11 protein-coding genes are annotated in these 12,135 nt (G+C 43.9%); 7 read left to right on the top strand and 4 right to left on the bottom strand.

Annotated elements, in window-relative coordinates; all coding sequences use genetic code 11:
• Nucleotides 1-15 precede the first annotated feature (15 nt).
• The 4 genes from HF322_RS05805 to serB all read right to left on the bottom strand — a co-directional run bounded on the left by HF322_RS05805 (nucleotide 16) and on the right by serB (nucleotide 3,688).
• Nucleotides 16-522 carry a hypothetical protein gene (locus HF322_RS05805; RefSeq protein WP_169392465.1) on the bottom strand — a complete coding sequence of 169 codons (507 nt, stop codon included), beginning with the start codon at nucleotides 520-522 and terminating at the stop codon, nucleotides 16-18.
• 155 nt (nucleotides 523-677) lie between these two features.
• Nucleotides 678-1,046: a hypothetical protein gene (locus HF322_RS05800; RefSeq protein ID WP_169392464.1), complete on the bottom strand. Its 369-nt coding sequence runs from the start codon at nucleotides 1,044-1,046 to the stop codon at nucleotides 678-680.
• 184 nt (nucleotides 1,047-1,230) lie between these two features.
• Complete coding sequence (locus tag HF322_RS05795; RefSeq protein WP_169392463.1) at nucleotides 1,231-2,256, bottom strand: DUF368 domain-containing protein; 1,026 nt, start codon at nucleotides 2,254-2,256, stop codon at nucleotides 1,231-1,233.
• Nucleotides 2,257-2,389: 133 nt separating this feature from the next.
• Nucleotides 2,390-3,688, bottom strand: a complete 1,299-nt coding sequence (serB, locus tag HF322_RS05790) for a phosphoserine phosphatase SerB (protein WP_169392462.1) — start codon at nucleotides 3,686-3,688, stop codon at nucleotides 2,390-2,392.
• Between the two features lie 247 nt (nucleotides 3,689-3,935).
• Between serB and HF322_RS05785 the strand changes: the two genes are divergently transcribed.
• The 7 genes from HF322_RS05785 (at nucleotide 3,936) to HF322_RS05755 (ending at nucleotide 12,125) form a co-directional block, all read left to right on the top strand.
• Nucleotides 3,936-5,294 carry a hypothetical protein gene (locus HF322_RS05785; protein WP_169392461.1) on the top strand — a complete coding sequence of 453 codons (1,359 nt, stop codon included), beginning with the start codon at nucleotides 3,936-3,938 and terminating at the stop codon, nucleotides 5,292-5,294.
• A 115-nt stretch (nucleotides 5,295-5,409) separates the two neighbouring features.
• Nucleotides 5,410-5,655 carry a PA3496 family putative envelope integrity protein gene (locus tag HF322_RS05780; RefSeq protein ID WP_169392460.1) on the top strand — a complete coding sequence of 82 codons (246 nt, stop codon included), beginning with the start codon at nucleotides 5,410-5,412 and terminating at the stop codon, nucleotides 5,653-5,655.
• Between the two features lie 14 nt (nucleotides 5,656-5,669).
• Nucleotides 5,670-6,215, top strand: a complete 546-nt coding sequence (locus tag HF322_RS05775) for a YecA family protein (RefSeq protein ID WP_169392459.1) — start codon at nucleotides 5,670-5,672, stop codon at nucleotides 6,213-6,215.
• 64 nt (nucleotides 6,216-6,279) lie between these two features.
• Nucleotides 6,280-6,705 carry a YbjQ family protein gene (locus tag HF322_RS05770; protein WP_169392458.1) on the top strand — a complete coding sequence of 142 codons (426 nt, stop codon included), beginning with the start codon at nucleotides 6,280-6,282 and terminating at the stop codon, nucleotides 6,703-6,705.
• Nucleotides 6,706-6,723: 18 nt separating this feature from the next.
• Complete coding sequence (locus HF322_RS05765) at nucleotides 6,724-7,227, top strand: YbjQ family protein (RefSeq protein WP_169392457.1); 504 nt, start codon at nucleotides 6,724-6,726, stop codon at nucleotides 7,225-7,227.
• Between the two features lie 375 nt (nucleotides 7,228-7,602).
• Nucleotides 7,603-10,533, top strand: a complete 2,931-nt coding sequence (locus tag HF322_RS05760) for a valine--tRNA ligase (RefSeq protein ID WP_169392456.1) — start codon at nucleotides 7,603-7,605, stop codon at nucleotides 10,531-10,533.
• A 107-nt stretch (nucleotides 10,534-10,640) separates the two neighbouring features.
• Nucleotides 10,641-12,125, top strand: coding sequence for an AAA family ATPase (locus HF322_RS05755; RefSeq protein ID WP_169392455.1), 1,485 nt, complete (start codon nucleotides 10,641-10,643; stop codon nucleotides 12,123-12,125).
• The last annotated feature ends 10 nt before the right edge of the window (nucleotides 12,126-12,135 follow it).

Genomic DNA, 12,135 nt, shown 5'->3' with positions numbered 1-12,135 from the left:
CTTGGTGCTGAAAACTTATTTCCCAAGCTTGTGTTTGGCAACCCCAATCCAATGCTCGGCAAACTTTTGCGCTTTATAGGCATAAGGCTTGGCGCGATCAAGATACGGTTTAACTTCTTCAGGGATTGGCGGAACGATATGTTTGGCAAGCTTATTAAACCACATCAATTGGCTGTAATCGCCATCAATGCTCAGCTTTTTATCTTGAACTGCCGTCATAAACGCAGGCAAGCTGCCTTGGGTTAATAGCTTCACGCCCGTCATGGAGTCTTTAAATTTAACCGTTAAATCCGCATTTTCAGTCTCGCCGGATTGCTGGCTAAATTTGCCATTATCAAAGCTGTAGCTGCGAGCCACGCCTGACTCTTCACTGATAAATTCGATCGTGACTTTTTTATCAGTTAATAACGCTTGAACATCCGTATTGTCGCTTCCTGCCAGCATTGACAATCGGTAGCCAATGACTGCCAACAGTACGTCTAATGGGTCAGATTTGACATCCAAAACCGGAATAGTCACCATAACTTTACTCCAAAATAAGATAAAATTTGCTTAAGAAAGCTTAATATTTACAAATACCTTGGTGATTATAACCAATTCATTCCAAACTATCGTTATCAATTTGCAAGAAAGGCGCGGTTATCGTGTAACAATCGGTTTTAAGAAAAAAATAAATGTCAGCGAAATCTTGGCTGAAATCCTGAATCGTAAACGGGTGAATGTTCTGTGAGGGCAGGTTTTTGCTTTTGGCAATTTAACACATCATATCGAAGGACGCGGTAGCTGACCCAAAAAAATAGCGGCAGTAAACTTAACGCAAAGGCAATTACAAAGCCGTGCCAATCGCTGACCAAAAACTGCTGGGTGAGCCAGTGATGAAGCCCGTCAATCACCCCCCAATATATCAGCCCGCCAATAAGATAGCCCAAAAGCCAGCGCTTGGCACTGATCGCCAGCGCTGTCAGCAGCCCTACAGCAATCCCTAGCCCAAAGATCGCCTGAGTACTTAATAAGGTGTCATCCAGCACTGGCAAAACGGTCATCATCGTTTAAAATGCCCATAAAAATGAGAAAGTTTTCGCCCTATTATGAAAGCTTTAGGGCTAAAGCTAAAGTCAGATTGGACGTTAAACGACAGCAGATGACGTGTAAATGGTTAAACGATCGCGTGAACCAAACGCGTTAATGCTTTAAAAAATTAAACCAAAAAAAATAAGCCAAATGGCAATTTTAGCGCTGAGATTTGCGACCCCACCATGACAGCAAGGATACTAAGACCGCCCCAATGATGATTAAGCTTAAGGTGGTTAGCCAATGTGCGCCAGTAGGATACTGCCACGGCATGACATTGCTGCTTGCTGATTGACTTAGACCGCCCAGCGCATCCACTTTCCAAGGCCAAACTTTGACCAGCGATCCTGCAATAAAGCCGATAAGCAGCGCAAGTGTGCCTTGATAATAATGCGACAGCAGACATTTTAACATCTTGGTAAAAAGCAAAAGCCCTGAAACCATCCCAGCAATTAAAGTGATAATCACAGGCAAATCAAAATTATGAATCGCGGCAAGGGCGGTATCATAAGCGCCAAGCAACAGTAAAATGAATGACCCTGATATCCCCGGTAAAATCATCGCGCAAATGGCAAGCGCGCCTGACATAAATAAATAGGGCAGACTTGGCGTTCCGGTGAGCGCAGGCATACTGCTGATGATCACCGCTGCGATAAGACCCACTGCAAATAATGCCGCGCGGCTAACTGTCCAACGCTTAATTTCACTGAGCAGCAACACTACCGTTGCTGCAACCAGACCAAAGAAAAATGACCAAATGAAGAGCGGCTGATGGTCGAGTAAATACTTAATGATGCCTGAAAAAGTAATCAGGCTGGTGGCAATCCCCGCGGCTAAGCACAATAAAAACGTCCCATCGATCGCCCGCCAAACTGCCATCAGCCCTTGAATCCCACCTGATCGGCGATAATCGCGCCAAAGGCTTGGGTCAATGCTGCTGATGGCATTAATCAGCCGCTCATAAATTCCGGCGATAAGGGCAATTGTTCCGCCTGAAACACCAGGAACGATATCTGCGGCGCCCATTGCCAGACCACGAGCAAAGACTCCGGCAAGCTGTTTTGGGCTGTCATGATTCTGAGCATCGTTTAGGCTTGGGTCATTGACCGCAGGCGCTGCCGTATTGACATTGAGAGGTTGACTATTGGCTTTGGGCTGTGAGACAGCAGGTTTTGATGATGGCATAATGTCCATTTCCTTGTAGCTTATGAACAAATAAAAATTGGCAAATAAAAGGCAAAAAGCCAAGCCGAAACTTAGCTTTTAAATTTAGCGTTTAGATTTAGCTTTTAAACTTAGCTCTTAAATATTGATAACCTCAGTCGTCTTGAAGGAGCTCAGGATAACCAAGCGCATAAAGCACGCCCTCAACGCCGGTGACATTGACCGCCGCATCCGCTCGCGCCTGAACGATGGGTTTGGCGCGATACGCCACGCCTAAATCTGCCGCCATCATCATCGGCAAATCGTTTGCGCCATCGCCCACGCAGACCACTTGCGACATATCAATTCCCAATCGAGCGGCAGTTTGCGCCGCAATGGCAGCTTTTTTTGCTCCATTAATAATAGGCAATTGAACCTCACCGGTCACCTTGCCATCGCTGATATCCAGCCGATTGGCATGAACTTCATCAATCCCTAAGATATCAGCAATATAGCGGGCAAAATAAGTAAAGCCGCCTGACACCAAAACGGTATGATAGCCGAGCGCCTTAAACGCGCTGATGGTAGCTTTTGCGCCTGTAGATAACGTTAAATTTGCGCAAATGTCATCAAGAACCGAGGTTGACACGCCTTTTAACAATGCCAATCGGCGCGCAAAGGACTCATCAAACTCGATCTCGCCGCGCATGGCAGATTCGGTGATTTCGGCAACTTCATCGCCAACGCCTGCTTTTTTGGCAAGCTCAACGATCACTTCTTGCTCAATTAAGGTCGAATCCATATCAAAGCAAACCAATTTATGAGTTCGCAGCATCGGGCTGATCGATAAAATATGACAATCCACCACGTTTAATGCCTCAAGCGGATCTGCTTGGTCTTGCTGATAATGTTCGCGCAAATCTTGGCGTAAGCTGCTGGTCAATTGATCATCAATGATGTGAGCGGCGGCAGTTTTTTTAGCCGGATGCATGAGCGTTTTGGTAACCGGAACAAGCAAATAGCGAAACACGTGCGCGGCAACAAAAGATTTGGCAGGATTTGCTGATAGATTTTTATCAAGATTTGCTTTATTGTTTTTAAGCGTGCTGTTTTCTAATGAATCATTGTCTGATTGACTAAAATTGCCAGCTTCAAGTGCGGCTTCTGCCACGTGAACCGCTTCGATATCATTATGATCGATATTAAAATGAACATAATTGGCATCTTTATCTTCTGCCACTGTCACTAAATGCCAGTTGGGCTGATCATCGACCCAAGACTGAATATAGCGGTGGATATCAAGATCAGGGATAGGCGCAGGCAAGACCACGATCAGCGCAAACACGGGTAGGGATTGCAGCGCCTCAAAATCGCGCAAATTGGTATTGTCAGGAAGCAAATCGGCAATGGCATCGACCGCGTTTTGCCACGCTTTACTGTCTTTTGGCAGCCTAAATTGGGAAGGGTTGCTCATAGCTCAACATTCTCTTCAGCATAGATAAGAGTCAGAATCATAACAGTTTTATAAAGCATCGACTATAGATGAGCCTCGAAGTATTTTTGATCCTTACTTAAAATTGGTGCTAAGTTATAGGATTTAGGGCATCATCAGTAGAAAAAGCTAAAAAATTCATGCCAATATGAGCTAAAATAAGCCGTCAATGAGCCACGAGCATATGCTTTGTGTTAACTTTCCTGATTTAAAATAAGTTTACGATATCATGATGTATTTAGCGCCGCGGCAAGGGTTGTTTGCCATTATTGTATTGATCAGTTTTTGTTTACAAACGCTACTGATGGTCATTAGCGTTGACCATCAGCTGACCAAAAATCTTGAGCAAAAAGGCGAGCAGATGCTCACTCAGCTCATCGATGAGTCGCGGCTGTCGCTTGAAAATAAGGATCGGGTGAGCTTAAGCGTTATCGCCGGTCGCTATATCAGCGAGCAAGACGTGGCGCGCCTTGAAATTAAAGACAACAAAGGCAATGTCTTAGTTCCGGTTGGCAACGCGCCTTTGCAGCAAGGAAAAACGCTCTCGCAGTTGGCAACCAATGGCAACTCGGTGATCGGCAGCGTCAATTTAACCTTAAAAGACATCAGTAAAGGTGAAATCATTGCTATGCAGTGGCCGTTTGTGATCGGCTCATTGATTTTTCATTTACTGCTTTGGGTGGCTTATGGGTTTGTGGCGCGACCAACGCAGGCGCAAATTAACGCCTTAAAAAATGAGCTAAAATCGCTTGAGGACAAAGTCCGCGAGAAAAAAGAAGCCACTTTACCCAAATCGCAACCTAAAACAGGCGCTCAAAAATCTGCCATCTTGCCAAGCAGTGACACCCATCAAGAGCTAAATGCTTATTTAAAATCTCAACAAGCCAGCCCAAAATTGGAAACTGCGCCCACCAAAGCCGCCCCTGCTGAAAGCATTAAATCCCAGCCCACCATCTTGACCAATAAGCTCTCAAGCAGCCGAAGCTTTGATCAAGTTACCGTTCAAATTGTGTTTCAAGATGACCATGGCATGCTTAAACTGCTGGCGCCTGAAGCTCGAAATCCTTATTTTGCGCTGTGCTCACAGCTATTGCAGCAAGCCCTTTTTGAGCTGCTGCAACTGCCACTGCTGCAAGGGGTCAGCGTTATTAATGAGCCAACATTTAAAGGCAGCAGCGCGGTGGTGATGCTTAAAGCCGATGACAGCGCCGCAAAAGTGGCACTGGCAGGCGTGATGCTTGGCAAGCTTTATTTGATGCTCAATAAAATCATTTATGAAAAACACGTTGAGCTTGACCATTTTGCCTTGCATGTTAAGGTTGGGGTCAGTGACAACGCGCAAGCCAATGCGATGGCTCAGCTTTTGGCGCGCGTGGGCAAAAAAGAGCAGCTGCTTATTTTATTGCCAAGTTTGGGACTCAAACAAATTGGCAATTATGTTCAGCTTCATAGCGTCAGCAGACCCACCAACGTTTATGAGCGTGAATGCGCGGTGTTTGATGGCGGCAGCATCGTAATGATGGAAACGCTGTCTGATCTTCGCAACAACGTTTTGTTAAGTGGTCATGAAGACGAGCTTTTGGGATAATCAATAACGCTTTTGAGCCGCTTTGGTTGAAAAAGGATTGACATTGCGCTTTTGAAACTTTATAAGGCATATATCAATTTGCATTTTACTATTGCCAAAGATTAAGGAGCCGGTCATGAGCGATGCTGATATCGATGATGCGTTTGATGATGATTTTATTGATGACGACGATGCTAAGCTTGTCGAAGAGGCTGAAACGAGCGCTCGAACTCGGCTGAGCAGCTTGGAAAAGCGCCGGTTGATTGACAATTTATTAGAAGAAAAGCGTCTGGCACGAGCCTTAAAAGACGAGCTGGACGAGCTTGGCGATGATGATTTCGACGATCTTGATGATGACTTTGATGATTGGGACGACGAGTAATAAGGATGACGGATATGGAAAATGCATTAAGCTTTGATGAGTTGCTTGATTTTTTAGATGAATCAGAGCACCAGTTTGTTTTAGACAGCGTTGCCACCCACGGTTTTTTGACCGCAACGGTAATCGGTCGACCGCTTCCGAATTGGCTTGATCTGTTGTTTGAAGACCAAAGCGACAAAGTCCCTGCCAATGTGATCGATGGCATCAAGCGCTGGCGCCAAGAGATTGAAAATGAGCTGAAAAATGAGACGCCAATTACCTTACCATTTGGTGAGGATGATGAGCCGCTAGATTTGTCGGACGAGTCCGACATTGTTGCGTGGTCGATCGGTTTTGTTGATGCGATGTATGCCGATGAAGCTCATGATTGGTTTGATGATGACGATACCGCAGAAGATGTGGCAACGTTGACGCTACCAATGATCGTGCTCAGTGGTATTGGTGAGGACGATCCTGAGCTTGTGGCGATGCGTAACGATCAAGACAACCTTGAGCAGATGATCGCAAGCATTGAGAGCAATTTAACGGAGCTGTTTTTATTGTTTCATACCAACGATTAATTGGTCACCTCGATCAATCATCCGGCTACGATAAATTCTGCTAAGATCACAAAAAGGTATCGCCATGCAACTGTCTAACCTTGAGCACTTGCCCAATTATCAAATCACCGAGCGCCTTGATGTGGTTTATGGCAGCACGGTGCGCTCAAAGCACGTGGGACAAGATATCTTTGCCGGCATTAAAAACATCGTTGGCGGCGAGTTGACCGCTTACACTGAGCTGCTTGAAGAGTCGCGCCAAGAAGCCATTGATCGGATGATCAAAAAAGCGCAATTGCTCAATGCCGATGCGGTGGTTGGCATTCGCTTTTCAACCTCAAGCATTGCTCAAGGGGCGGCGGAGCTGTTTGTTTATGGTACGGCAGTTAAAATTGCACCGCTGCCAAGCGCCAACGATGCTAATCTGCCCCCACAAGGTTTCCCCGATCCTGAGCTTCCCCCTGAAAGCACGCCAAAAAACGAACTTCCTAAGTTTCATCCTTTTGACTAACCTTAATTGAGGTGAGTGATGACTTCATCCATTGACCAGCTCATCATCAATTATGCGCCGCTGCTGGTGTTAATCATTATTGGCTGGTTTTTTGGCACGCGAAATGAGCGTCGTCATTTTGCGGCGCTCAAAGTTTCTGAAGCCAAGTTTTCTCATATTATCGTTTCAACCGAGCGCTTTTATCAGCCTAATTTAATCGCAGGCAGCCAAGGCGAATTGGTGCTTGGCAGCGTGGTCATTGCCCAAGATTATTTTAAAATGGTGGTGGCGAAGATTTTAAATATTTTTGGCAAAAATTTGACCACCTATGAAACCTTACTTGAGCGCGCTCGCCGAGAAGCTTTGGTGCGCTTGCGCGAACAGGCAGCGGCAAAAGGCTTTAGCCACGTTTACGGCTTGCGCTTTGAAGTCAGTAACATCAATCAAATGGGCGGCATGGTCGAAGCGATTGCTTACGGCACGGCGATCCATGTTGACCTGCAAAATATCGGCGGTCATTATCCGGAGTATTATCAACTCTAGCTGATGTCAGATTTGTTAGTAATAACGCTAAATTAAAACTGCTACCGCGCCGATTTCACGATTTACTTAATCTTTAGTTATTGCTTTTTTATCCCTTCACTTTGCTAAATCTTCGCCCTTATTTTAAAGACAATGCCCATTTCTTCATTGGCTTTTTGCTATTGAACGGCAATTTTGCCAACAACGCCAACCAGCCCTAACAAATTTTTTGCAATTACGCTAAAATTGAGGTCATGACCGCGTGATTTTGCTCAAGGGTAAGGGGCAATATCGCCATTTTAGCTATAGTTTTTATTTTTCATCTTTTTATTATGTCAAAGTCGTTGTGCCAAACTGATCGGCATGGTGATTTTATTATCGATTTTTGAGAGCCTTATGAGTAACCAAACTTTAACCACTTCAATCCAAGCTGCGTTATCCGAACTTGAAAACGCTTATCAGCCCGCCGCAATTGAAGCCGGACGCTATCAAGAGTGGGAAGATAGCGGTTATTTTGCGCCCACCTTTGATAAAAAAGCGTCGTTTTCGATTGCCTTGCCGCCGCCGAACGTCACGGGCTCTTTGCACATGGGTCACGGCTTTAACAACACCATCATGGACGCGTTGACCCGATTTCACCGGATGAAAGGCGACAATACGCTTTGGCAACCGGGGACGGATCACGCGGGGATCGCTACGCAAATGGTGGTTGAGCGCCGCTTGAACGCCGAGGGCATCAAGCGCCATGACTTAGGTCGTGAGGCGTTTATTGATAAGGTTTGGGAGTGGAAAGAAGAGTCGGGCGGCAACATCACCCGCCAAATCCGCCGCCTTGGCAGCTCGGTGGATTGGTCGCGTGAGCGCTTTACCATGGATGAGGGCTTGTCAAACGCGGTCAAAGAAGTGTTTGTTCGCTTGTTTGATGATGGTCTTATTTATCGTGGCAAGCGCCTTGTGAATTGGGACCCTAAGTTTCAAACGGCATTGTCGGATTTGGAAGTGGAAAACCATGACGAAAAAGGCTCGCTTTGGCATTTTCGCTATCACTTTACCGATGACACGGTTAAAACCCAAGACGGTAAAAATTACTTGGTCGTTGCCACCACGCGACCTGAAACGTTGCTTGGTGATACGGCGGTTGCGGTCAATCCAAATGACGAGCGTTACGCGCATTTAGTTGGTAAAACCATCACCCTACCGATTACCAATCGCGTTGTCCCGATTGTCGCTGACGATTATGTGGATATTGACTTTGGAACTGGCGTGGTCAAAATTACCCCTGCCCATGATTTTAATGACTATGACTTGGGTCGCCGTCACAATTTGCCGCTGATTAATGTTCTTGATGCTCACGCGCAAATTTTACCGCAATTGCAAGTTTATACCGATTTGCAAGTTCGCGAGCCACAGCTTGAAACCACCCCAAGCGATTACGCCGGACTTGAACGCTTTGCTGCCCGAAAATACTTGGTTGAGCAGGCGCAAAATGAGGGCTGGCTTGATAGCATCGAAGATTACGCGCTCAAAGCCCCGCGCGGCGACCGAAGTGGCGTCATCGTTGAGCCGTGGCTGACCGATCAGTGGTACGTTGCCGTTGCAAAACTAGCAAAACCTGCCATTGATGCGGTGGAAGATGGTCGAATTGAGTTTGTCCCTGCGCAATATAAAAATATGTATATGGCGTGGATGAATGACTTGCAAGATTGGTGCATCAGCCGTCAGCTGTGGTGGGGTCATCGCATTCCGGCGTGGTATGACGACGCGGGGCAGGTTTATGTCGCTCGCGATGAGGCGGAAGTTCGCCAAAAATACAACCTTGGCGCAGAAGTCAGTTTACGCCAAGACGAGGACGTTCTTGATACGTGGTTCAGCTCGGGGCTTTGGACATTTAGCACTTTGGATTGGGCGGATAAAAATGCTGATGCTCGCGTGATGCAAACCTTTCACCCAACGAGCGTTTTGGTGACCGGCTTTGACATCATTTTCTTTTGGGTTGCCCGAATGATTATGCTGACCATGCACTTTATCAAAAATGACGATGGCACGCCGCAAGTGCCGTTTAAGACCGTTTACGTTCATGGTTTGGTTCGTGACAGCTTTGGGCAAAAAATGTCCAAATCCAAAGGCAACGTGTTAGACCCCATCGATATCATCGACGGCATTGATTTAGAAAGCTTGGTGGATAAGCGCACAAGCAACATGATGAACCCAAAAGACGCTGCCAAAATCGAAAAACAAACCCGAAAAGAGTTTCCTGAGGGCATTCCTGCCTTTGGAACGGACGCGCTACGATTTACTTTCACCTCCTTGGCAAGTACCGGTCGCGATATCAACTTTGACTTAAAGCGCGTTGAAGGCTACCGCAACTTTTGTAATAAAATCTGGAACGCCAGCCGCTTTGTGCTTATGAACTGCGTTGATAAAGACGGCAACGCGCAAGCCCTTGATAAAGCGGCTAATCCTAGTCTTTGGGAGCTTCCTGAGCGCTGGATTATGAGCCGTTTAAACAGTACCATTAATAGCATTCATCAGCATTTTAACCAGTACCGATTGGACTTGGTCAGCCATGATATTTATGAGTTTATTTGGAATGAATACTGCGACTGGTATGTTGAGCTTGCCAAAGCCAGCCTGAATGACGATTCGGTAAGTACGGAGCGTAAGGCACAAATTCGCTTTGTGCTGCTCAATGTGCTTGAAACTGCCTTGCGCTTTACCCATCCGGTCATGCCTTATCTGACCGAGGAGATTTGGCAAATTATTGCGCCGCTGCTGGATCGTAAAACTGTGGACAGCATCGTTATTGCAGATTATCCAGCGGCAAATAATGACCAAATCAGCGAGCAAACGGAAGCGGATATGGCTTGGCTGCAAGAGCTGATTGCTAGTATCCGTAACATTCGCGGGGAGATGAACCTTGGCAATGCCGTCCGCTTGCCCGTCCTTTTGCAAAATATCTCGGAAGAAGAAGCGGCGCGCTTGTCACGCATTGAAAACCAATTTAAAGCCCTTGCCAAAGTTGACAGCCTTGAGATTTTAAATGATGGCGATACTGTGCCGCTATCATCGTCAAGCATGGTCGGCAAACTGCGCGTCCTTGTGCCAATGAAAGGCTTGATTGACCCTGCGGCGGAATTAAACCGTCTGGGCAAAGCCTTTGAAAAATTGCAAAAGCAAACCGACGTTTTAGCGAAAAAGCTTGGAAATGAAGGCTTTGTCAGTAAAGCCCCTGCGGCGGTGGTGGAGTCGGAGCGCGCGAAACTTGCAGAGCTTGAAGCGCAACTTGCGGCGATGACAGGGCAGATGGAGGAGTTGAAGGGATTGTAATCAAAGATACTATTGTAAAAGCATTTTTGCAACATTGTAATGCTATTAAGAACAGACTTATGCTTGCTTAAGAAAGTGCTTTTCAATAATAAACTAGAGTAATAATTATGAATAAAACACCTATTATTTTTGAAGTTCGAGACAATTCTTTAGATAAAGAAGGTGAAGAAGGAATAGTTTATCTATTAAGAAGTGATTGGGATGACTTTGGTTATAAAACTAGTTTCCATGTTATGTTATATCGCGAAAATGAATATACAAACATAGGTACTATAAAAATTGGATGTCTTAATGAAGAGACATATACAAGTGGTTTTGTGGATATACCACAAAATTTTTCATCCCTCAGTAGAGAATTTGTTTCGTTAGGTCAGGATATAGAGTTTTATATTAATTTTAAAAAATATTTAGGATTAGAAAACCTATGCTTATTAAACGATGTTATATATAATAATCAGTACCTAAATCTTTATGACGAAGAAAATAAAATATTTTCTCAATCTTTAAATAGATTTTTTTCTATTTCTACTTTTGAACAAGTTAAAAGATTGCTTAATGAAGAGAGTGTATTTAAGGGCTACGAATTAAGTTTTATTTTTAGAAAAACACCTATGAATTTTAGTGTAAATAAAGATAGTAAAGTACCGTCTAATCTTCACGCTGTTATTGGAAGTAACGGTGTAGGAAAAACTAGATTACTTGATTCTATTGTTAAGGAATTTACTACAGATTTATACTCCCAACTAGAATCTGAAATTTGCGAAATTAGCAGTAGTATGGGATTTTCTCGATTAATTTATATATCTACAAGTATTTTTAGTAAAATTTATGGCATAGATAATAATGAAGAGATAAATAAAAAATTTCATTATGTGGGTTTTAGAAGGCAAGAGATAGTAGAAGAAAAAATAGTAAATGAAATTTATACGTTGGATGATATTAGGAAAGATACTTTCAAAACTATTATGAATTGCGAAAGCAGGGGGAGGCTAAAATATCTAAAAATATTTTCAAATAACTTTGCCTTCGATAGTAAGCTTAAAATTCTAATAGAAGAAATTATAGAATACTTAGATAGTATTTTTTTCATTGGTACTGATGAAAAAAGAGCTAAGAACGATGAGCTTTTAGAAAGAATAGGTGAACTTAGTTCTGGTCACTCTATTATAATATATATGATTTTTAAAATAGTAAGTTTAGTTGAGGAAAAGTCTATTGTTTTAATGGATGAGCCCGAAACTCATTTACACCCCCCATTAATATCTGCGTTTATAAGATCAGTTAATGATATATTGAAGAAAAAAAATGCTCTTGGCATAGTTGCTACACATTCTCCTGTAGTTTTGCAAGAGATACCAAGTGAATGTATATGGAAGATGTATGATCATAAAGTAGAAAGACCTACAATCAATACTTTTGGAGAAAATATCGGAGTTATAACTAGTGAAGTTTTTAGACTAGAGTTAGATAAAACTGGGTTTGCAAATTTCGTAAGAAATGTGAATATTAAAGATTTATCTTCTATTAAGTATTTCTTAGGCTCTGAAGCTTTGTTTGAGTATTATTTAAGAGATGATATTAATGAAGGATAGGTATAATACT

This window comes from Psychrobacter sp. MF31 (assembly GCF_012847335.1).
Taxonomy (GTDB): Bacteria; Pseudomonadota; Gammaproteobacteria; order Pseudomonadales; family Moraxellaceae; genus Psychrobacter.
This window is presented reverse-complemented; position numbering and strand designations above follow the sequence as displayed.